Source organism: Mycobacterium sp. GA-1199, assembly GCF_001500045.1.
In the GTDB taxonomy this organism is placed as follows: domain Bacteria; phylum Actinomycetota; class Actinomycetes; order Mycobacteriales; family Mycobacteriaceae; genus Mycobacterium.
The window spans coordinates 14,308-36,098 of record NZ_LQIX01000053.1; the positions used below are offsets into that span (position 1 = coordinate 14,308).

Genomic DNA, 21,791 nt, shown 5'->3' on the forward strand with positions numbered 1-21,791 from the left:
ACACCGGCGCGCGGCGGGGCATCAACTTGGCGCTGGCCACGTGGGTCTCGGCCATCAACTTCTGGGCATGGAACATGATCGGCCCGCTGTCGACCACATACGCGGGCGATTTGTCATTGAGCAGTTCCGAGGCCTCGATGCTGGTGGCGACACCGATCCTGGTGGGCGCGCTCGGGCGGATCGTCGTGGGTTCGCTGACCGACCGGTTCGGCGGGCGCGCCTTGTTCATCGCAATCTCCTTGATCTCGATCGTGCCGGTGCTGGCGGTCGGCGCCGCGGGTTCGGCGGGGTCGTATCCGATGCTGCTGGTGTGCGGGTTCTTCCTGGGCATCGCGGGCACGATCTTCGCCGTCGGGATTCCGTTCGCGAACAACTGGTACGACCCCTCGCGGCGCGGATTCGCGACCGGGGTCTTCGGGATGGGGATGGTGGGCACCGCGCTCTCGGCGTTCTTCACACCCCGGTTCGTGGGCTGGTTCGGGCTCTTCTTCACCCATGTGATCATCGCGGTCGCGTTGGCGATCACCGCGGTGTTGTGCCTGCTGTTGATGCGCGACTCACCGACCTTCGCGCCCAACACCGACCGGGTGATGCCCAAGCTGAAGGCGGCTGCCAAACTTCGCGTCACCTGGGAGATGTCCTTCCTCTACGCGATCGTGTTCGGCGGGTTCGTGGCGTTCAGCAACTATCTGCCCACCTACATCAAGACGATCTACCACTTCTCGGCCGTCGACGCCGGCGCGCGCACGGCGGGCTTCGCACTGGCCGCCGTCCTCGCACGTCCGGTCGGCGGGGCGCTGGCCGACCGCATCGCACCGAAGTACGTCGTTCTGGGCTCCTTCGGCGGCACGGCGCTGATGGCGACGATCGCCATACTTCAGCCGCCACCGGATGTGTGGTCGGCCGTCACCTTCATCGCGCTGGCGGTGTTCCTCGGTGTCGGCACCGGCGGCGTGTTCGCCTGGGTGGCCCGGCGGTCACCGGCGCAGTCCGTCGGCTCGATCACCGGAATCGTCTCGGCCGCAGGCGGTTTGGGCGGTTACTTCCCGCCGCTGGTGATGGGCTCCACCTACGACGCGGTCGAGAACGACTACTCCGTCGGACTGATCCTGCTCGTGGTGACCGCGTTGATCGCGTTCGCTTACACCGCACTGCGGCTGCACGCTCATGAGCCGCAACCGAAGGAGGCCACACGGTGACGATCACTCCGCCCCACATCGGCGGCCCGATCGAAGAACTGCTCGAGCGCAGCGGCCGGTTCTTCACTCCCGGTGAGGCATCCGACGACGGGCGGACCATCCACCGTCGCGGCGGCCGCGAAGGCGACATCTTCTATCGCGATCGGTGGAGCCACGACAAGGTGGTCCGCTCGACGCACGGCGTGAACTGCACCGGCTCGTGCTCGTGGAAGATCTACGTCAAGGACGGCATCATCACCTGGGAGACCCAGGAGACCGATTACCCCTCGGTGGGGCCGGACCGGCCGGAGTACGAACCGCGTGGCTGTCCGCGCGGCGCGGCGTTCTCCTGGTACACCTATTCGCCGACGCGGGTGCGCTACCCGTACGCGCGCGGCGAACTCGTCCGGATGTACCGCGAGGCGAAGTCGCGCGTATCGGATCCGGTCTTCGCGTGGGCCGACATCCAGAACGACCCCGAACGTCGCCGCCGCTATCAACAGGCAAGGGGCAAAGGCGGTCTGGTGCGGGTCAGTTGGGCCGAGGCGACCGAGATGGTCGCCGCGGCCCACGTGCATGCGATCAAGCAGTACGGACCCGACCGGATCGCGGGGTTCTCCCCCATCCCCGCGATGTCGATGGTCTCCTTCGCGGCAGGGTCGCGGTTCATCGAGCTGCTCGGTGGCGTGATGACGTCCTTCTACGACTGGTACGCCGACCTTCCGGTGGCCTCACCGCAGGTCTTCGGCGATCAGACCGACGTACCGGAATCCGGTGACTGGTGGGATGCCTCATATCTGATGATGTGGGGTTCCAACGTGCCGGTCACCCGCACGCCGGACGCGCACTGGATGACCGAGGTGCGATACCGCGGCACGAAGGTCGTCAGCGTCAGCCCCGACTACGCCGACAACACCAAGTTCGCCGACGAGTGGATGCCGTGCGCGGCGGGCACCGACGGTGCGTTGGCCATGGCGATGGGCCACGTGGTGCTCTCGGAATTCTTTGTCAAACAGCGTGTTCCGTTCTTCGTCGACTATGTCCGCAAGTTCACCGATCTGCCGTTCCTGGTCAAGCTCGAGGAGCGCGACGGCAGGCTCGTCCCCGGTAAGAACCTGACCGCGGCCGACCTCGGCGGCCAAGCCGCGGCGCAGGAGAACGCGGCCTTCAAACCGGTATTCCTCGACGCGGCGACCGACTCCGTCGCCGTACCGCACGGCTCGTTGGGATTCCGCTTCGGCGACGACGGCGTCACCAAGTGGAACCTCGAACTGGGCGAACTCGTCCCGGCGTTGACGGTGCTCTTCACCGAGGGCGGTGAGACGGCCGAGGTGGTGTTGCCGCGATTCGACACGTTCGACGGCCACGGCGAGACGCTGAGCCGCGGCGTGCCGGTGCGACGGGTCGGCGAACACCTGGTGTGCACGGTGTTCGACCTCATGCTGGCGCACTACGGTGTGGCTCGGCCGGACCTACCCGGCGACTGGCCTACCGGCTACTACGATCCCAAGCCGTACACCCCCGCCTGGCAGGAGTCGATCACCGGCGTGGCTGCCTCACAGGCCATTCGGATCGCCACCGAATTCGCCCGCAACGCCGAAGAATCCGGTGGCCGGTCGATGATCATCATGGGTGCCGGCATATGCCAGTGGTTCCACGGCGACGCCACCTACCGGGCGGTGCTGGCGCTGGTGTTGCTCACCGGCGCGATGGGGCGCAACGGCGGCGGCTGGGCGCACTATGTCGGACAGGAGAAGTGCCGCCCGGTGACGGGATGGTCGGCGCTGGCCATGGCCACCGACTGGGCGCGGCCGCCGCGACAGATGCCTGGCACGTCGTACTGGTACGTCCACACCGATCAGTGGCGTTACGACGGCTACCGGGCCGATGCGCTGTCGAGCCCGCTGGGCCGCGGCCGGTTCCGCGACCGGCACACCATGGACGTGCTCGCCGCGTCGACCGCGATGGGCTGGAGCCCGTTCTACCCGCAGTTCGACCGCTCGAGCCTCGACGTCGCCGACGAGGCCCGCGCCGCCGGTCAGGACATCTCCACCTATGTCACCGAGAAGCTCGCGCAAGGCGACCTCAAACTGGCCGTCACCGACCCGGACAACCCGGCCAACTGGCCTCGAGTGCTGTCGGTCTGGCGGGCCAACCTGCTGGGGTCGTCGAGTAAGGGCAACGAGTACTTCCTGCGCCATCTGCTGGGCACCGACTCGAACCTCCAGGCCGAGACGACTCCGGAAGCCATGCGGCCCAACGACATAACGTGGACCGACGACCTCCCCGAGGGCAAACTCGACATGCTGATGTCGATCGACTTCCGGATGACCTCGACGACGTTGCTGTCCGACGTGGTGCTGCCCGCGGCCACCTGGTACGAGAAGCACGACCTGTCCAGCACCGACATGCACCCGTACATACACGCGTTCAACCCCGCCGTCGACCCGCCGTGGGAAACCCATTCCGACTTCGAGGCCTTCGGCGCGATCGCGCGGGTGTTCAGCGCGCTGGCGGCCAAGCATCTGGGTGTGCGGTCCGACGTGGTGCTCGGCGCGATGCAGCACGACACTCCCGGCGCGATGGCGTATCCCGGTGGTATCGAGAAGGATTGGCGCACCGACGGGAGCGTCCCGGTACCCGGTAAGACGATGGGACCGATCGCCGTCGTCGAGCGTGACTATCCGGCGATCGCCGAGAAATGGGCGGCGCTGGGACCCCTCGTCGAGAAGCTGGGGCTGACCACCAAGGGTGTGACCGTCCGACCCGACAAGGAGGTCGAGGAACTGGCGGCCAAGTTCGGGGTGATGAACTCCGGTCGCGCAGAAGGCCGACCGGCGATCAACACCGCAGAACGGATGGCCGAGGCGATCCTGGCACTGTCGGGCACCAGCAACGGGCGGTTGGCCGTCGAAGGGTTCCGCGAATTGGAGCGGCGGACCGGGCGCCGACTGGTCCATCTGGCCGGCGGCAGCGAAGAGCGCCGCATCACGTTCGCCGACACCCAGGCGCGGCCGGTCCCGGTGATCACCAGCCCGGAGTGGTCGGGCAGCGAAACCGGTGGGCGCCGCTACGCGCCGTTCACCGTCAACATCGAGGAACTCAAACCGTTTCACACGCTGACCGGCCGGATGCACTTCTACCTGGATCACGACTGGCTCGAAGAGCTCGGTGAGCAGCTGCCGATATACCGTCCGCCGCTGGACATGTCGCGGTTGTTCGGCGAGTCGGCGGTGGGTGGGAGCGACGGTGTGGCGCTGACGGTGCGTTACCTGACCCCGCATTCGAAGTGGTCGATCCACTCGGAGTACCAGGACAACCTGTTCATGTTGTCGTTGTCACGCGGCGGGCCGACGATGTGGATGAGCCCGGCCGATGCGGCGAAGATCTCGGTGCGCGACAACGACTGGGTCGAGGCGGTGAACCGCAACGGCGTGCTGGTGTGCCGCGCGATCGTGTCGCACCGGATGCCCGAGGGCGTGGTGTTCGTCTACCACGTGCAGGAGCGGGTGATCGACGTGCCACTCAGCGAGACCACCGGGAAGCGCGGCGGTATCCACAATTCGTTGACCCGGCTGCTGATCAAGCCGAGCCATCTGGCAGGCGGATATGCCCAGATGGCCTTCGCGTTCAACTATCTCGGGCCGACCGGTAACCAACGCGACGAGGTGACCGTCGTCCGGCGGCGTAACCAGGAGGTGGTCTACCAATGAAAGTCATGGCGCAGATGGCGATGGTGATGAACCTCGACAAATGCATCGGCTGCCATACCTGCTCGGTGACCTGCAAACAGGCCTGGACCAATCGACCCGGTACCGAGTACGTCTGGTTCAACAACGTCGAAACCCGTCCCGGCCAAGGCTATCCGCGAACCTACGAAGATCAGGAGCGGTGGCGTGGCGGATGGATACGCGACCGCAGAGGTCGGTTGAGGCTGCGCGACGGCGGGCGGCTGAACAAGCTGTTGCGGATCTTCGCCAACCCCAAGATGCCCAGCATCAACGACTACTACGAGCCGTGGACCTACGATTACGAGAACCTGACGAACGCGCCGTTGGGCGAGCACATGCCGGTGGCCCCACCCCGCAGCCTGATCAGCGGCGAACCGATGAAGGTTGAGTGGTCGGCGAACTGGGACGACAACCTCGGCGGCTCACCGGAGATCGTCTCCGGAGATCCGGTGCTGCGCAAGGTCAACGAACAGGTCCGCCTCGAACTCGAGCAGACCTACATGTTCTACCTGCCGCGGATCTGCGAGCACTGCCTCAATCCCTCGTGCGTCGCGTCGTGTCCGTCGGGGGCGCTCTACAAGCGCTCCGAGGACGGCATCGTGCTCGTCGACCAGGACCGCTGCCGCGGCTGGCGGATGTGTGTGTCCGGATGTCCCTACAAGAAGGTGTATTTCAACCACAAGACCGGCAAGGCCGAAAAATGCACGTTCTGCTACCCGCGCGTCGAGGTCGGGTTGCCGACGGTGTGCTCGGAGACGTGTGTGGGCCGGTTGCGGTATCTGGGCCTGGTGTTCTACGACGTGGACCGGGTGCTCGAGGCGGCGGCGACGGAGAAGGACACCGACCTCTACGAAGCACAGAAGTCGATCATCCTGGACCCGCACGATCCCGAGGTCATCGCCGGCGCCCGCGCGGAAGGCATTTCCGAGGAGTGGATCGAGGCCGCCCAGCGCTCGCCGGTGTACGCGCTGATTCACCGCTATCAGGTTGCGCTGCCACTGCATCCCGAATACCGGACGATGCCCATGGTCTGGTACATCCCGCCGCTGTCTCCCGTGGTCGACGCGGTCGCCCGCGACGGCCATGACGGCGAGGCCCTCGGGAACCTGTTCGGTGCGCTGGAGGCGCTGCGCATTCCGATCGAGTACCTCGCCGGGCTGTTCACGGCCGGGGACACCGCGGTGGTCGAAGGAGTGCTGCGACGGCTCGCCGCGATGCGGTCCTACATGCGCGACATCAACCTGGGCCGCGAGACCCAGCCGCACATCCCCCAGGCCGTCGGCATGTCCGAGGAGCAGATGTACGAGATGTACCGGCTGCTTGCGCTCGCGAAATACGAAGAGCGCTACGTCATTCCGACCGCATACGTCGCCGACGCCCACGCCCTTGAGGCTCAGGCGCTCGAAGAGCCCGGCTGCTCGCTGTCGTTCGAGGGCGGCCCCGGCATGTACGAGTCGGGTCCGTTCGGTGAGGCCAGCGGCGCCCCGGTGCCCGTCGCGGTGGAGAGCTTCCATGCGCTGCACCACCGGCAGACCAGTGAGGGCATCGCGGTCACCGAGTCGCGCCCGTCGCGGGTCAACCTGCTCAACTGGGACGGCCGCGGTGAGCCCAGCGGGATCTTTCCCGAGCGGAGAGCGGATCGATGAAACTGCTCAGGAGCAGACGCGGATCCACCCTCGAACATCGCCTCGTGTGGCAGGCGGCCGCCTTGCTGTTGACCTATCCGGACGACCAGCAGGCCGAGCGGCTGGCCACCGTCGAGGAGCTGTTGGCGCATCTTTCCGCCACACCCGCAGACCTGCTCGCCGGCACCGTGGCGGCGTTGCGCGCCAAGGACCCGATGCAGGCGCAGGTCGACTATGTCGACACCTTCGACATGCGACGGCGCACCACGATGTACCTGACGTACTGGACGGCCGGAGACACCCGCAACCGAGGCAACCACATGCTGGCATTCGCCCGCACCTACCGGGAGGCGGGCGTCAACCCGCCGGAAGGCGAGGCCCCCGACTACCTGCCCGTGGTGCTCGAGTTCGCCGCCACCGTCGACCCCGCGGCGGGGCGGCGCCTGCTCGTCGAGCACCGCGCCCCCATCGACCTGCTGTGCGAGGCACTGCAGCAGTCCGCATCCCTGTACGCACCCGCCGTCGCCGCCGTCTGCCAAACACTTCCGGCCCGTACCGAGCAGGACATCCAACGGGCGCAGCGACTGGCCGCCGCCGGCCCGCCCACCGAATCGGTTGGTCTACAACCGTTTACGTTGACCGTGCCGCCACGACGCGCACAAGGAGTTTGACATGTCGGGCTGGGAGATCTTCTGGGACGTGGTGCCGTACGTGACGCTGGCGATCGTCGCGGTCGGCATCTGGTGGCGGTACCGCTACGACAAGTTCGGCTGGACCACCCGTTCGTCACAGCTGTACGAATCACGGCTGTTGCGCATCGGCAGCCCGATGTTCCACTTCGGCATCCTGGTCGTCATCGTCGGACACATCATCGGGCTGGTGATTCCCGAATCATGGACCGACGCAATCGGACTCAGCGATCACGCCTACCACATCCAGGCGATGGTGCTCGGCGCGATCGCCGGCGTCACCACGCTGACGGGTATCGCGTTGCTGGTCTTCCGCCGTCGCACCACCGGGCCGGTCTTCCTGGCCACCACGGCCAACGACAAAGTGATGTACCTGGTCCTGGTGATGGCCATCGTCGCGGGCCTCGCGTGCACGCTGATCGGCGCGACCCCCGTCGGCGCCGAGCACGACTACCGGCAGACGGTGTCGCCGTGGTTCCGGTCGATCTGGATCCTGCAACCACGCGGCGACCTGATGGCCCAGGCGCCGTTGTGGTTCCACATCCACGTGATCATCGCCCTGGTGCTGTTCTGTCTGTGGCCGTTCACGCGGCTGGTGCATGTGTTCAGCGCGCCCATCGGCTACCTGTTTCGGCCTTACATCGTCTACCGCAGCCGCGAGGTCGTCGACAAGGGTGAGTTGGTCGGTTCGCGCCCGCATCGCCGCGGTTGGTGAATCAGGCGCCGTGCACCAGCACACAGCATCGGCCTTGCCGAGGGCTGAGTTCCGCACGCGCACCGGGTGCTGAACTGCCGTCGATCACACCCTCGACAAGCTGCAGGTTCAGCCCGCAGACCACCTCCAAATGGTCCTTCGCCACCGAGTGAAACGGGCAGTTGCGCAGGGTGATACAGCCCTCGGTATCCGATTGAGGTAGATAGCCGCAGTCGCGCAACGCGGCCACCATGTCACCCTCGGCGTCGATCGCGGCCCGCCGTCCGGTTTCGCGGGCGGCCGCACCCAGGGCCGACCGCACCGCTCCTCCGGCGTCCTGCTCGATCGAGGCGACCAGCAACCTAGCGAGCAACAAATAGTCGCGCGGCGGGACGCTGACGACGATCTCGTCCGCGGTCCTGGTGTAGAGCTTGGCCGGACGCCCGGCGCCGGGGCCGCCACGACCGGCGGGCCGCTGATAGCTGACGGCCAGCAGGCCACCGTCGGCGAGTTTGTCCAAGTGATAGGCGGCCAGGGTGCGACCGATCCCTACCGCCGCGGCGGCGGCCTCCCTGGAGACCGGATCGTCACGCTCCACGACGAACTCGTAGAGCCGACGGCGGATCGGATCGTCCAGGCTGGTCAGTGCCGCCACGGAGGCGGGGTCGGTGAACTGCGCAGCCACGCCGGAATTCTATCACTAAAAACTCTTGACAAAACTGATCAAGGGGTATGGTCTAAAAGACATAAAGTTTATTTCTAGAAAGGAACGGCATCATGACCACCTCGAATGCGTCCTCACTCGACCACTCGGCGAGCCCGCTGCTGCGCGCCCGCACCGATCCCGTCTACGCCGCCTACCTGATCCTGAGGATCGGGTTCGCAGTGCTGCCGATCGTGATGGGCCTCGACAAATTCACCAACGTGCTGACCCAATGGGACGGTTACCTCGCGCCGTGGATCGTCGACCTCAGCCCGTTCACCGCACACCAGACGATGTTGATCGTCGGCGTGGTCGAGATCGTGGCCGGAATCGCGGTCGCGCTCAAACCGCGATACGCCGCATATGTCGTCGCCCTCTGGCTCGCGGGCATCATCATCAATCTGCTGACCTACCCCGGGTTCTACGACGTCGCCCTGCGCGATTTCGGTCTGCTGTTGGGCGCGTTGACGCTGGGTCGGTTGGCTTCGGTGTACGACGCACCGCTGCACACCCGGGCCACGCGATGAGCTAGGCGCCGACCGTGGCACGAGCTCGAATGTCCGTCGAGCTCGTGCCCACGCTCAACTCCAACGGACACGACTCCACGGGTCAGCGCGCTCGTCCGGCGGCCCGCAGCGCAGCGAAGGGCACGATGAAGTACACGGCGATCATCAGGTAGCCGAAGACGGCGATGACCGGGGCGAACAGCCCCGCCGCAATGAACACGGCGTAGCCGGCCAGGCCCGGAGTGAGCCTCTTGGTGATGAGTCTGACATCCGCGTCGGCCACGCCGGCCCTGATCAAGCGTTGCCACACCGCATAACGCCACATCAACGAAACCACCACCGACACCAGAAGCAGGTTGATGCCGTAGACGGTCACCGCGACACGTTGGGCATCGCTCTCGGCGATGTAGTCCCCCAACAGCCGAGTGGGGAACGGCAGGAATGAAACGAGCAACAGCAGCAGCAGGTTCAGCCGGATGAGCGCGGGGGTGGCGCGGTCGAGGAATTCGGTGATCACCGTGTGTTCGAGCCACACCGCACCGATCGTCGAGAAGCTCACAAGATAGGTCAGATACGACGGCCACTGGCGTACCACGGCAGCCAGCAGGTCATCCTCGGAACCGTCGGGCACACCGATCTCGAGGACCAACAGGGTGATCGCGATGGCGAACACGCCATCGCTGAACGCTTCCATCCGGGTCGTCCGGTAGCCGGACGGTCGAGCAGCCTCCGCCCGTTCCGCTGCCACAGTGGTTGAGTATCCCTCCACCGACGTGCCCGCGGAGCTATTCGGGCGCGCGGCGCCAGGGCCTTTGGTCCTCGAAGCTACCGGCCTTCGACCCGCGACGGCTGCGCCCGCCCGTTCCTACACTGCGGCCATGACCTACGTCATCAGCAGCGCGTGCGTGGACGTGATGCACAAGTCCTGTGTCCCGGAATGCCCGGTCGACTGCATCTATGAGGGCGCGCGATCGCTGTACATCAATCCCGACGAATGCGTGGACTGCGGCGCGTGCAAGCTGGCGTGCGAAGAGGGCGCGATCTACTTCGAGACGGATCTGCCCGAAGACGAGCACGGCCACCTCGCCGACAATGCCGCGTTCTTCTCCCAGGTCCTGCCCGGCCGCGACACTCCCCTCGGTGTCCCGGGCGGTGCCGCCAAGCTCGGCCCGGTCGGCGTCGACGCGCCTCTGGTCGCGGCGATGCCGCCGCGGTGAAGTAGGGACCTAAGGCTCTACTAACGCGTCCGCCGGTCGCCGAGAGTGGAGGAATGGAGCAGCTCACGACACTGGACGCCGGATTCCTGCACGCCGAAGACTCCGACCCCCACGTGAGCCTCGCGATCGGCGCCGTCGCCGTCCTCGCCGGGCCGATGCCCGAATTCGATTCGCTGGTCGCCGATCTCAGCGAGCGAGTTCTGACGGTGCCCCGCTTCCGGCAGGTATTGCGCACCCATCCGCTCGACCTCGAGGCCCCCGATTGGATCGATGATGCGCACGTCGACATCACCCACCACATCCGTCGGGCGGCGCTGCCCCGGCCCGGCGACGACGCAGCCCTGTTCCGCTGGGCCGCCGAAGTCATGGAACGCCGCCTGGACCGCGACAGGCCGTTGTGGGAGTGCTGGATCGTCGACGGTCTGGCGCACAACCGGTGGGCGATGCTGATGAAGATCCACCACTGCATCGCCGACGGGGTCGCGGCGACCCATCTGCTCGCGCGTCTGTGCGACGGGCACGACGGCGAGGCACCCGCGAGGGCGCTTCGTTCTGCGCGGCCGGCGCCGAAAGGCCCGCGGCTGCCCGCCCTGTCGCTCAACCCGATCGACTGGATGACCGCGGCGTGGCGGACGTCTGTAGGTGTGAGTTCTGCCGCGACGCAGGCTCTGCACGGAGCCGTCGAGATAGCGGGTGGGCTTCTGCGACCGACCCCCTCGTCGTCGCTGACCGGTCCGGTGTCCGACCTGCGCCGCTACGCCGCAGTCGAGGTGTCACTGCCGGACGTGCACCGCATCTGCGAGCGGTTCGACGTCACGGTCAACGACGTCGCGCTGGCGGCGATCACCGACAGCTACCGCAGCCTCCTGATGCGTCGCGGTGAGAAGCCCCGCCGCACCGCGCTGCGCACCCTGGTGCCGGTTTCGGTGCGGTCCCCGGATGCGGCCGACGAACCCGACAACCGCGTGTCGGTGATGCTGCCCTACCTCCCCGTCGACAAGGCCGACCCGATTCAGCAGCTGCAGACCGTGCACGCTCGTCTCTGCAGGTCGAAGGCGAGCGGACAGCGCGAGGCCGGCAACCTCCTGGTCTCCGCGGCGAACGTGATCCCCTTCCCACTGACAGCGTGGACGGTGCGCACGTTGACCCGACTCCCTCAGCGCGGCGTCGTGACGCTGGCGACGAACGTGCCCGGCCCCCGTAAACGGTTGCACCTCAAAGGCCGCGAGGTCATCCGGTTGCTCCCGATCCCGCCGCTGGCCCTGCGACTGCGCACCGGCATCGCGATCCTGAGCTACGCCGACCACCTCGCGTTCGGGATCATCGGCGATTACGACGCCGCACCCGACGTCGAAGAACTCGCCGAAGGGATCGAGCGAGCCGTGACCCGACTGGCCGACTTGAGCGTCGGCCACTGGCGGTGCACCCCCGTCGGCACTCTCGCTCTGGTTCAAGGAGGCTGAGGAATATGACCAAAGGACACGAACTGGAGGAGCTCAACCGCAGGCAGTGCCTGGACCTGCTGCAAGGCGTGCGGGTGGGTCGGCTGGTCTTCACCGAGGATGCCTTACCCGCGGTGCAGCCGGTCAACTTCCGGCTGTGGCACGACGACGTGGTGATACGAGTCGCCGGCGGGCCGAAGCTCGCCGCGGCCACCGACAATCAGGTCGTGGCCTTCCAGGCCGATGAGCTCGACGCCGATCTGCGGACCGGTTGGAGCGTCACCGTCGTCGGGCACGCCGAGCCGATCAGCGATGTCGACGAATTGCTGGAAGTGGCAGGCACATTCATCCAGCCGTGGGTCGACGGTCGTCGGGATCACTTCGTGCGGATCCGCACCGAGAAGATGACCGGCCGCCGATTCCGGGAACGCGGCCTGCCGAGGTACCGGGCAGAGAACACGAGCGCGACCTCGTCCTAACCCCCCGTCAGGGCAGCGGGGCGCGCCACCTCAGCCTGGTACCACCCGTGGGCGCAGCCTCGATCGCGAACTCTCCCCAGACTTCTTCAGCGCGTCGTTTGAGGTTCGTCAACCCGCTGCCCGTGATGCTGCCGGCGACTCCGCATCCGTCGTCGACCACCTCGATGCAAAGATCGTCTCCGACAACGACATTGACGGTCAGAGTCGAGGCCTTCGCGTGGCGCACAGCGTTGCTGACGGCCTCGCGCACGACCGCTTCGGCATGATCTGCCAGGTTGGCATCGACCACCGACAGCGGGCCGGAAAACTGCACCGTCGTCCGAACTCCGGAATCCGCGAATTGAGCGACGGCTTCGTCGATGCGTTGCCGCAGTCTGGTGATTCCGGCATCTGCACCGTGGAGGTCGAAGATTGCGGTGCGGATCTCCTGGATGACATTTTGAAGATCGTCGACGCATTCACTCAACCGCTGCCTGACCTCGGGTTTGTGCGAGCGCGGAATGGTGCCCTGCAATGCCAGCCCGACCGCGAACAGCCGCTGTATCACATGGTCATGCAGATCGCGGGCAATGCGGTCACGATCGCTGAGCACATCGAGTTCGCGCATCCGGCGTTGCGTGGTGGCAAGCTGCCAGGCGAGCGCGGCTTGATCGGCGAAAGCCGACATCATGTCGAGTTCGTCGGCGCTGAACGGAGACGAGCCCGGCGGTCGCGCGGCCACCAGCACACCCGCGACGGAGTCGGACGTACGAAGCGGCAGCACCAGGGCCGGCCCGGTCGCGGGCCCGTTCGGCGCCAGCTCGAGGCTGTCGAACCTGCCGGGAGTGCGCTGCGAGAACGCCTTCCCGATCGCGGTCTCCGTGGTCGGCATGAACCGAAAGGTTTCAGTCGGTTCATCGCCGGCGGTGGCCGCGACGACGAGTTCATCGACCTCCTCGGCCGGCTCGTCCGGGTCGGCGGGCACGGCCACAAGCGTCATCTTGGCGCCGCTCAGGTGGCGCGATTCGTCGGCCACGAGCCTGAACACAGTTGCGGGATCGGTTCCTGCCAGCAACTCGGTCCCGATGTCCCGCGTGGCCTCGATCCACGACTGCCTGGTCTTCGACTGCTCATACAACCGGGCGTTGTCGATCGCGATGCCCGCGGCAGCCGCAAGCGCCTGTACGAGGACTTCATCGTCTTCGCTGAAAGGCTGGCCACCCGCCTTCTCGGTCAGGTAGAGGTTTCCGAACACCTCGTTGCGAATCCGCACCGGCACGCCCAGGAAGGTCCGCATCGGTGGGTGATGGGGTGGAAATCCGACCGACGCCGCATGGTGTGAGATGTTGTCCAGTCGGATGGGTTTCGGATCGTCGATCAGCACTCCGAGTACGCCGCGTCCTTCGGGTAGGTGACCGATACGCTCCCGCATCGATTCGTCGATGCCCTCGTAGATGAATTCGACCAGTTCGTGGTCGTGGCCACGCACACCCAGCGCGCCATACTGGGCGTCGACCAGTTCGATCGCGGTGTGCACGATCGTCCGCAGCGTCTGATCGAGCTCGAGCCCCGACGTCACGACCAGCATCGCGTCGACGAGGCCGTCGAGTCGATCCCGGCCCTGGACGATCTGCTCAACGCGGTCCTGGACCTCTATGAGCAGCTCGCGGAGGCGCAACTGTGACAGGGTCTCTCGCACCGGCGGCCTGGCGGCCTCACCCCACGCTTCGGCCGGCTGTGCCACGTCAGCCATGCCGCCATGCTGCCACTTGCCGCGCCGACCTGGCCAGCAATCGGCGGTATTTGACCTCCCCGTCGACCCGCTAGCCAGGTGCAGCCATTTGCTCACGCGGCAACTCGTACACCTTGGCTCGGGCTCGACCCTTCGCTGCCTCACCCTGAGCACGATCTCGGATCCCACGCAGCATCTTCTGTTCCATGACGAAGTGGACGATGTCGAACAGGGCGTGTCCGGCCGCGCCCCCACTGCCCCTGACCAGGAGGCGCGTCCAACTGCCCGTGCGGCGGAGATGGAAGACCCACGCCCCGCCGGCCTTCTCCCCGCGCTGCAATCGCGCGAAATCCTCGACAGACACCAGCGCGAGGTAAGCCGGCGGCTCGATCGCGGCGACCACTTGCCGGCCCTTTTCGCCGTACCGGCGCGCCAGCCACACGGTGTCGCCCACGGACGGGTCCTGCCATTGCGGATGGACGCACTTCGCATTGTGGATAGTCGCGCCCACTGCTCGTTCCAGCAGGGAGTACGCCATCGCCGTCGCAAGCCATCCATTCTCCCTTGCCATGGTCCGAACCTACGTCCACGCGGGTGACCGACTAAGGGCCGAAGGTCCCTGTGCCGCACGGCCGAAACGCTCTGTTTCGCGCGTCGTCGACATTGGATGCTGAGCGCATGACAGGCACACATTGGCTGGTGATGGAGCCGCCGTCGCACGGGCCGTCCCCGATGTTCGAGGCCCGGGTGGCAGGTGCGGGGCGGCACCTGCCCGCCACGCACCTGGCGACCGACGACCTGATGTCGACCACACGCCATCACACCCACATCGATCTCGAGCGGCTGACCGGAATTCGTGAGCGACGGGTTTCGGTGGGCGACGAGGACTCCTACACCCTGGCGACAGCCGCGGCCATCGATTGCCTCGAGAAGGCCGAACGGCATCCGGCGTCGATCGACCTGCTCATCAACTGCAGCATCACGAAGTTTCGCGGCGGCCTCACACAGCGGTTGGAGCCGACGATGAGTTCGGCCGTGGCACACGCCATCGGCGCCCATTCGGCGATGACCTTCGATCTCAACAACGCGTGTGCCGGGATGCTCACCGGAGTCACCATTGCCAACAACATGATCCGGCAGGGCGCCGTGAAGCGGGCCTTGATCGTCAGTGGCGAGTACATTTCCCAGCTGGGCCGCAACGCCGCGCGCCACGTGCACAACATCATGAGCAAGGAACTGGCGTCCCTGACCCTTGGCGATGCAGGGGCGGCGCTCCTACTCGAAAGAGCTCAAGTCGGTTCGGGCAGCATCATCCTGGCCGGTTTCACAACGCTGGCCGAGTACAGCCGGCTCTGTCTCGGTTATCCCAAGGGCAACGACCCGGGCGCGCGGATGTTCACCGACGCACGGGGCATCCACAGGGCCGCCATGGCGAACACACCTACCCTGCTGCGCGAGGTACTCCGGGAGGCGGGGATATCCATCGACGAAATCGACCACGTCATCACCCATCAGACGTCGGCGCGCGCGATTCGCAAGGGCATGGCCGAAGTCTCGGCCAAGTTCGGCGCCACACCGAAACACGAGCCGGTCGTCACCGTCGACCGTTACGGCAACACCGCGTCGACGACGCACACCGTCGCGCTCATCGAAGAGCTCGAGGCTCGGCGCATCTCGCCCGGGGAGACCATCGCTTTGATCGCGTTGGCATCCGGTTTGGAGATCGGCTTCGTCCTCTTGACGCTGGACCGAGAGTTGGTGAGCCACTATGGGAACCGTGATTGACCAGATCGCCGTTGTCAACGGCGGCTGGCGCAACCGTCACAGTGCTCTGCGGCTGATCGACAGGGCGGCGAAGAAGTGCCTCCGCAAGGGTCGGCGCAACGCCGACGATGTGGACCTCCTCGTCAACGCGGGCATCTACCGCGACCGCAACCTCGGCGAGCCCGCCCTCGCCTCGATGATCCAGGACGACATCGGAGCCAATGACGAGGAGCCACACACCGGCGGGCACGGCACCTTCTCGTTCGACGTCGCCAACGGCTCGTGCGGAATGCTCACCGCCCTGCACATCGTCGACGGCTTCCTCAAGTCGCGGGTGATCGACTGCGCATTGGTGGTCGCCGGCGACGCCGATCCGGGACACGGTTCGAGCGAGGAATTCCCCTACAGCCCCGCAGGCGCCTCGCTGCTGTGCGGCTGGTCCGAAGACGGACGCGGGCTCGGGCCGGTCTGGTGGGAGCGGTCGGAAGACGACGACGACACGGTGTCGGCAACGATCGCCATGGTGGAACAACGCAATCTCTTGAGGATCCGCGAATCAGTCTCTGCCGAACGGGGTTTCGCACGTACCGCGGCGCTTGCGGCGCAGCGGTGCCTCACCGAATCCGACACCGGAATCGATGAGATCGCATCGATAGTCGCGGCGCCGGCCAGTCCCGCTTTTCGCGCAGAGCTGGCTTCGCAGCTGAACGTCCCGCTCGAACGCATCACGGTCGGCGACGACCAACACATGCACACGGCGGCCCTGGCGGCCGCACTCGGCAAGGCCGCCGACACCACCCCGCCCGACAGCTTGGTGATGATCATCGCCGCGGGCGCGGGCGTGACGGCTGGGGCGGCGCTGTATCGGATGTAGTCGACGGTTCTGGGCTACACACTGACCCGGCGCGGGGCGTTGCCGGCCGCTTCCCGTGCAGGTTGCATTGCGCTTCTCCGTTCCGCAGTCGACCTCGCATGTCAAAATCGGACCTCAGGCGATCGTGAACTCGCGATCGGGCTCCGAGCCGAAGAGAAACCGACGGCCCGTCACACGCAGCGGACGGATGCGCACGTAATGGGGTTTCACCGTGGCCGTCCACGGAAGCAGCTGCGCCCGTTCGGCCTCATCGGTCTCCTCATCGGTGCGAAGGGTCCGGGCCAAACCCCTGATCACCACGCTCCAACCCTCGACGGCGTTGTGGCCGTCGGCCTCGAACAGCACGTTCTTGTTGATCACCGCGCTGCTCAACTTCGTACCCTCGGCCGTGCGGAACAGCACGGTTCGGTTCTGGACGACGAAGTTGACCGGAAAGATCTCCGGCTCGCCGCCGACGCTGGTGACGAGGCGCCCGAGGGAGGCGGTCGACATCAGTTTCCAGCATTCGCTCTCGGAAAGGATCTCGATCGGTTGCGTCGGTGTGGACATGGCTACGACGGTACGGAAACGACGTGGCCGGCAACGCTGCCGAAAGTCCCTTCAACTCGTGCCCTAAAGGCCCTGCATTCGGCGGCGCTTAGCAGGACGATAGACCCCATGAGCAGCGCCGTGATCGAGGCCGCCGCGATGGGGGAACTGGTCACCACGCTCCAGCAGCGTGGTTACCGGGTCGTCGGACCCACTCGGTCCGAGAATGCGATCGTCCTGGCCGAATTGGCCTCCGCCGACGATCTGCCCCGGGGCTGGGGCGTGGACACCGGACCCGGCCATTACAGGTTGCGCAGACGCGACGACGGCGCATTGTTCGGCCATTCGGCCGGACCGCAATCCTGGAAGCAGTTCCTTCATCCACCTCGGCAGCAGCTGTGGTCCTCCGAAGGCATGACGTCCGAAGAGAATCCGAGGTACGCGTTCCTCGGTGTGCGGGCCTGCGATCTGTCGGCCATCGCCATCCTCAACGGCGTACTCGGCGCCGGTAGTCATCCGGACCAGGGGTTCGTCGGTCGATTGGCGCGGATCTTCGTCGTGGCCGTCAACTGCACCGAACCCGGCGGCCTGTGCTTCTGCGCGTCGATGGGCACCGGACCCGAAGTCGGGCCCGGCTACGATCTCGCACTCACCGAACGCATCGACGGCAGCCAACACAGCTACCTGGTCGACGTCGGAAGCGACGCCGGCGCCGACGTGCTGGCAGCGCTGCCGCACCGCGACGCCGCCCCCGACGAGATCGACTCCGCTCGCGGCGATGTCGCCGACGCGGCCGGCAAGATGGGCCGTCAGATGCCTACCGCCGATCTGCGCGAGCTGCTGATCGACTCACGCGAATCGCCGCAGTGGGATGAAGTGGCCAGTCGCTGCCTGACGTGTGGGAACTGCACGATGGTCTGCCCCACGTGTTTCTGCACCACCGTCGAGGACACCACCGATCTCACCGGGCAGCACGCCGAACGATGGATGCAGTGGGCATCGTGCTTCGAGTTCGACTTCACGTTCATTCATGAAGGGAGCGTTCGGCAATCGGGCGCCTCGCGATACCGCCATTGGATTACCCACAAGCTCGGCACCTGGCATGACCAGTTCGGCAGTTCTGGTTGCGTCGGTTGCGGGCGATGCATCGCCTGGTGCCCCACCGGGATCGACATCACCGAGGAGATGCACAACCTGGCCGCCCGGCAGTCCGACGCCGGTGATGACTGAAACCGCAGCGCCGCAGGCGCCGTCGTCGGCGATGACACCGGTGCCGTACCGGGTACACCGCCGAACCGAGGAGAATCGCGATTCGGCGACGCTGTTCCTGCAACCGGTGCACGAACCGCTACCGACGCCCCGACCCGGCGAGTTCATGATGATGTACGCCTTCGGCATCGGCGAAATCGCGATATCCGTGAGCGGCGTGCCAGAATCCGGCGGCGAGGCCATCCACCAGACCATTCGGTCGGTCGGCGCCGTGAGCCGCGCACTTCACGGCACCGCGCCCGGCGGCGTGATCGGCATGCGCGGGCCGTTCGGCACCGGCTGGACGCTGCCCGACGCGACAGGAGACGATGTGGTGATCGTCGCGGGCGGCGTCGGCCTGGCGCCGCTTCGGCCCGTCGTCCTGGCCGCTCTGGCCGATCGCGACTCATACGGTCGAGTGACCCTCATCGCGGGCGCTCGCTCGCGCGAAGACTTTCTCTTCGCTCACGAGCTCGCCGACTGGTCGCGCAGCGGCGTGATCGAGGTGCACATGACCGTCGACGTACCGATACAGGGGTGGCCCGGGGAGGTCGGCTTCGTCACCGAGCCGTTGCGGCGGACACCGATGCGGCCCGATCGCACCACCGCGTTCCTGTGCGGCCCAGAGGGAATGATGCATAACAGCGCCGTCGAGCTGCTTCGAAAAGGCCTGCCTGCAAACAAGATCCAGGTATCGCTGGAACGGAACATGCAATGCGGAGTCGGATGGTGCGGACACTGCCAGCTCGGTCCCCTGCTGTTGTGCCGGGACGGACCGGTGGTGGGATACGACGTCGCCGAGGCCCTGCTCAGCGTGAAGGAGTTGTAGGTGCGAACACCGAAACTAGCCGTGTGGAAGTTCGCGTCCTGCGATGGCTGCCAACTGACCCTGTTGGACTGTGAGGACGAACTGCTGGCGCTGGCCGACCAGGTGCAGATCGCCACGTTCCTCGAGGCATCGAGCGCCACCGTCGCCGGCCCGTACGACGTATCGCTGGTGGAGGGCTCGATCACGACGGCGGCCGATGAGCGTCGTATCAAGGAGATCCGGGAGCAATCAGGAGTGCTCGTCACGATCGGCGCGTGTGCCACGGCAGGCGGGGTGCAGGCCCTGCGAAACTTCGCCGACGTCACGGAGTTCGCCTCGGTCGTCTACGCCAAACCGGAATACATCGACACTCTCGCGACCTCGACGCCGGCCTCGGCGCACGTCGCGGTCGACTACCAGATTCAGGGCTGCCCGATCGACCGCGGGCAACTGCTCGACACCCTGGCGGCACTCCTGGTGGGACGCAAACCGCGGTTGCCGGCGAAAACGGTTTGTACGGAGTGCAAGAACCGCGGCGTGACGTGCGTCGTGGTTGCCGACGGAACCCCGTGCCTGGGACCGGTCACCCACGCGGGGTGCGGTGCGCTGTGTCCCACGTATCGGCGCGGCTGTTACGGATGCTTCGGGCCCGCCGCCACTCCCAACACCGCCGCGCTCATTCCGGTTCTGCGCCGGGATGGAATGTCCGCCGGCGGTGTCGACCGCGTCTTCGCGACGTTCAACGCGGTCAACTTCGACCACGAACGGAACGACCGGTGAGCGAAGAGATCCGAACGTTGAGCGTCGGGGCGTTGACGCGGGTGGAGGGGGAAGGCGCCCTGCACGTCACGCTGCGTGACGGGGTCGTCGACACCGTCGAGTTGAACATCTACGAACCACCCCGGTTCTTCGAGGCGTTCCTGCGCGGTCGCGCCTATACCGAACCACCCGACATTACAGCCAGGGTCTGCGGCATCTGCCCGGTCGCCTACCAGGTGAGCGCCTGCAACGCCATCGAAGACGCGTGCGCGGTGACCGTCGATCCGGAACTGGTGGCGTTGCGACGACTTCTCTACTGCGGGGAATGGATTCACAGCCACGCCCTGCACATCGTGCTGCTGCACGCGCCGGACTTCCTCGGCTATCCCGACGGGATCAGCCTCGCTCGGGACCATCCGGAGTTCATCGAGCGCGGGCTGGCGTTGAAAAAGGCCGGGAACCGGCTGATGGAGAAGTTCGGCGGACGCGCGATCCACCCCATCAATGTACGGCTAGGAGGGTTCTACTCGGTCCCGAAGCCGGCCGAGCTCGGCCCCCTGGCCGAGCAACTTCGTAGCGCCGTGGACGACGCACTCTGGTTGCTGGACCGAGTGAGTGAATTCGATTTCCCGGAGGCCGAGTTCGACCACGAGTTCCTGGCGCTGACAGCGCCCGACCGCTACCCGATCGAGAACGGCACGATTCGACGAAGCGCCGGGCAACCGTTTGCGATAAGCGACTTCAGCGACCACGTCGTCGAGTCGCAGGTGCAGCGGTCAACGGCGCTGCACGCCACATTGGACGGCGCACGCTACCTGACCGGGCCGCTCGCCCGGTACGCGTTGAATTCCCAAACCCTTTCGCCCCTCGCACGTGAGGCGGCGGCCCGAGCAGGACTGGGCGCGGTCTGCCGGAATCCGTTCCGCAGCATCCTCGTTCGCGCTGTCGAAGTCGTCTATGCGATCGAGGAAGCGCTGCGTATCATCGCCGAGTATCGGGTGCCCGACCGCCCCTTCGTAGACGTTCCCGCCCGGGATGGGATCGGCCATGGTGTCAGCGAGGCGCCACGCGGGCTGCTGTATCACCGCTATGACGTCGGTGCGGACGGTCTTCTGCGGTCGGCCGTGATCGTCCCGCCCACCGCTCAGAACCAGGCGGCCATCGAACATGAGATGGCCGAACTCGTCGGCGCAAACCTCACGTTGGCCGAGGACGCGCTCACCACGCTGTGCGAGAGGGCGATTCGCAACCACGACCCCTGCATCTCGTGCTCCGCGCACTTCCTGACGCTGACGGTCGACCGGTTGTGAGCGGCGATGTGGTGATCGGAATCGGCAACAGCTTCCGCCGCGACGATGGAGTCGGCCCTGCCGTCGCCGAGGAGATCGCCGGTCGCAGCCTCCCGGGTGTGCGGGTGCTCGTCTGCACGGGTGAGCCTGGCGCCCTCCTCGACGCGTGGAGCGGCGCCGGACTCGCGATCGTCATCGATGCCGCGATGGGCGACGGGTCCAGTCCCGGTCGAATTCGGCGATGGACTCCGGGCGACGACGGGGCGGTGGGCGTCGTCAGCTCACATGCGATCGGGCTGCCTCAAGCGTTTACGTTGGGAGAAGCATTGCAGCAGCTGCCCGATCGCCTGGTCGGGTTCAGCGTGGACATCATCGACGCCGACCATGGCGTCGGCATGACGTCCGATGTCGCGGCCGCCGTTCCCAGTGTCGTGAAGGCGGTGCTCGCCGAACTCGATCACCACATGTGAATCGCGCGTCGACGCCCATGGGTCCTAGTGCCGGCCGCTCGCGAAAGCCTAACGCCCCCAGCGATTCCGGCCACTA

20 protein-coding genes and 1 pseudogene are annotated in these 21,791 nt (G+C 66.3%); 16 read left to right on the forward strand and 5 right to left on the reverse strand.

Translation table 11 applies throughout. From position 1 onward, the window contains the following. Positions 1-20 precede the first annotated feature (20 nt). The 5 genes and pseudogenes from AU198_RS21000 to narI all read left to right on the forward strand — a co-directional run. A complete protein-coding gene (locus AU198_RS21000; RefSeq protein WP_286141479.1) occupies positions 21-1,199 on the forward strand; it encodes a nitrate/nitrite transporter in 1,179 nt (392 codons plus the stop codon). Next, the gene (locus AU198_RS21005) at positions 1,196-4,891 is read left to right on the forward strand and encodes a nitrate reductase subunit alpha (protein ID WP_064350516.1); all 3,696 of its coding nucleotides are present in this window, start codon (positions 1,196-1,198) and stop codon (positions 4,889-4,891) included. Before AU198_RS21000 ends, AU198_RS21005 begins: the two co-directional genes overlap by 4 nt. Further along, positions 4,888-6,555 (forward strand): nitrate reductase subunit beta, encoded by a 1,668-nt coding sequence (narH, locus tag AU198_RS21010; protein WP_064350517.1) that lies wholly within the window; start codon positions 4,888-4,890, stop codon positions 6,553-6,555. Before AU198_RS21005 ends, narH begins: the two co-directional genes overlap by 4 nt. Further along, positions 6,552-7,205, forward strand: coding sequence for a nitrate reductase molybdenum cofactor assembly chaperone (gene narJ / locus AU198_RS21015; protein ID WP_064350518.1), 654 nt, complete (start codon positions 6,552-6,554; stop codon positions 7,203-7,205). The genes narH and narJ overlap by 4 nt, the downstream gene beginning before the upstream one ends. After that, positions 7,204-7,938: pseudogene (gene narI / locus AU198_RS21020) on the forward strand (respiratory nitrate reductase subunit gamma); the annotation flags it as partial. The gene narJ and the pseudogene narI, both read left to right, overlap by 2 nt. Position 7,939: 1 nt before the next feature. Here narI and AU198_RS21025 read toward each other — a convergent pair. Beyond that, positions 7,940-8,602 carry a helix-turn-helix transcriptional regulator gene (locus AU198_RS21025; RefSeq protein WP_064350520.1) on the reverse strand — a complete coding sequence of 221 codons (663 nt, stop codon included), beginning with the start codon at positions 8,600-8,602 and terminating at the stop codon, positions 7,940-7,942. A gap of 92 nt (positions 8,603-8,694) precedes the next feature. On the opposite strand from AU198_RS21025, the gene AU198_RS21030 reads away from it, so the two are divergent. Beyond that, positions 8,695-9,147: a DoxX family protein gene (locus tag AU198_RS21030; RefSeq protein ID WP_064350521.1), complete on the forward strand. Its 453-nt coding sequence runs from the start codon at positions 8,695-8,697 to the stop codon at positions 9,145-9,147. Between the two features lie 82 nt (positions 9,148-9,229). On the opposite strand, the gene AU198_RS21035 is transcribed toward AU198_RS21030, so the two are convergent. Then, a complete protein-coding gene (locus tag AU198_RS21035) occupies positions 9,230-9,874 on the reverse strand; it encodes a TMEM175 family protein (RefSeq protein ID WP_156431704.1) in 645 nt (214 codons plus the stop codon). Positions 9,875-10,004: 130 nt separating this feature from the next. Here AU198_RS21035 and fdxA point away from each other — a divergent pair, with 130 nt between their 5' ends. Genes fdxA through AU198_RS21050 form a run of 3 tightly spaced genes read left to right on the forward strand, consistent with a single transcriptional unit; the run spans position 10,005 to position 12,264 of the window. Then, the gene (fdxA, locus tag AU198_RS21040; RefSeq protein WP_064350523.1) at positions 10,005-10,343 is read left to right on the forward strand and encodes a ferredoxin; all 339 of its coding nucleotides are present in this window, start codon (positions 10,005-10,007) and stop codon (positions 10,341-10,343) included. A 53-nt stretch (positions 10,344-10,396) separates the two neighbouring features. Continuing rightward, positions 10,397-11,806, forward strand: a complete 1,410-nt coding sequence (locus AU198_RS21045; protein WP_064350524.1) for a WS/DGAT/MGAT family O-acyltransferase — start codon at positions 10,397-10,399, stop codon at positions 11,804-11,806. A gap of 5 nt (positions 11,807-11,811) precedes the next feature. After that, positions 11,812-12,264, forward strand: a complete 453-nt coding sequence (locus AU198_RS21050; protein ID WP_064350525.1) for a pyridoxamine 5'-phosphate oxidase family protein — start codon at positions 11,812-11,814, stop codon at positions 12,262-12,264. Between the two features lie 7 nt (positions 12,265-12,271). On the opposite strand, the gene AU198_RS21055 is transcribed toward AU198_RS21050, so the two are convergent. After that, positions 12,272-13,996, reverse strand: a complete 1,725-nt coding sequence (locus AU198_RS21055; protein WP_197416183.1) for a sensor histidine kinase — start codon at positions 13,994-13,996, stop codon at positions 12,272-12,274. A gap of 70 nt (positions 13,997-14,066) precedes the next feature. Continuing rightward, positions 14,067-14,546, reverse strand: a complete 480-nt coding sequence (locus AU198_RS21060; protein ID WP_197416184.1) for a hypothetical protein — start codon at positions 14,544-14,546, stop codon at positions 14,067-14,069. A gap of 107 nt (positions 14,547-14,653) precedes the next feature. Between AU198_RS21060 and AU198_RS21065 the strand changes: the two genes are divergently transcribed. Beyond that, a complete protein-coding gene (locus tag AU198_RS21065; RefSeq protein ID WP_064350526.1) occupies positions 14,654-15,760 on the forward strand; it encodes a 3-oxoacyl-ACP synthase III family protein in 1,107 nt (368 codons plus the stop codon). Beyond that, positions 15,744-16,613 (forward strand): beta-ketoacyl-[acyl-carrier-protein] synthase family protein, encoded by an 870-nt coding sequence (locus AU198_RS21070; RefSeq protein ID WP_064350701.1) that lies wholly within the window; start codon positions 15,744-15,746, stop codon positions 16,611-16,613. Before AU198_RS21065 ends, AU198_RS21070 begins: the two co-directional genes overlap by 17 nt. A 114-nt stretch (positions 16,614-16,727) precedes the next feature. Here AU198_RS21070 and AU198_RS21075 read toward each other — a convergent pair whose 3' ends face one another. Next, positions 16,728-17,162, reverse strand: a complete 435-nt coding sequence (locus AU198_RS21075) for a pyridoxamine 5'-phosphate oxidase family protein (RefSeq protein WP_064350527.1) — start codon at positions 17,160-17,162, stop codon at positions 16,728-16,730. A gap of 108 nt (positions 17,163-17,270) precedes the next feature. On the opposite strand from AU198_RS21075, the gene AU198_RS21080 reads away from it, so the two are divergent. Genes AU198_RS21080 through AU198_RS21100 form a run of 5 tightly spaced genes read left to right on the forward strand, consistent with a single transcriptional unit; the run spans position 17,271 to position 21,715 of the window. Next, positions 17,271-18,371, forward strand: coding sequence for a 4Fe-4S dicluster domain-containing protein (locus AU198_RS21080; RefSeq protein WP_064350528.1), 1,101 nt, complete (start codon positions 17,271-17,273; stop codon positions 18,369-18,371). Further along, on the forward strand, positions 18,364-19,218 hold the full coding sequence (locus AU198_RS21085) for an FAD/NAD(P)-binding protein (RefSeq protein WP_064350529.1): 855 nt from the start codon (positions 18,364-18,366) through the stop codon (positions 19,216-19,218). Before AU198_RS21080 ends, AU198_RS21085 begins: the two co-directional genes overlap by 8 nt. Continuing rightward, positions 19,219-19,977: an NADH-quinone oxidoreductase subunit B family protein gene (locus AU198_RS21090; RefSeq protein WP_064350530.1), complete on the forward strand. Its 759-nt coding sequence runs from the start codon at positions 19,219-19,221 to the stop codon at positions 19,975-19,977. After that, complete coding sequence (locus tag AU198_RS21095; protein WP_064350531.1) at positions 19,974-21,266, forward strand: Ni/Fe hydrogenase subunit alpha; 1,293 nt, start codon at positions 19,974-19,976, stop codon at positions 21,264-21,266. The genes AU198_RS21090 and AU198_RS21095 overlap by 4 nt, the downstream gene beginning before the upstream one ends. Then, positions 21,263-21,715 (forward strand): hydrogenase maturation protease, encoded by a 453-nt coding sequence (locus tag AU198_RS21100; RefSeq protein ID WP_064350532.1) that lies wholly within the window; start codon positions 21,263-21,265, stop codon positions 21,713-21,715. Before AU198_RS21095 ends, AU198_RS21100 begins: the two co-directional genes overlap by 4 nt. The last annotated feature ends 76 nt before the right edge of the window (positions 21,716-21,791 follow it).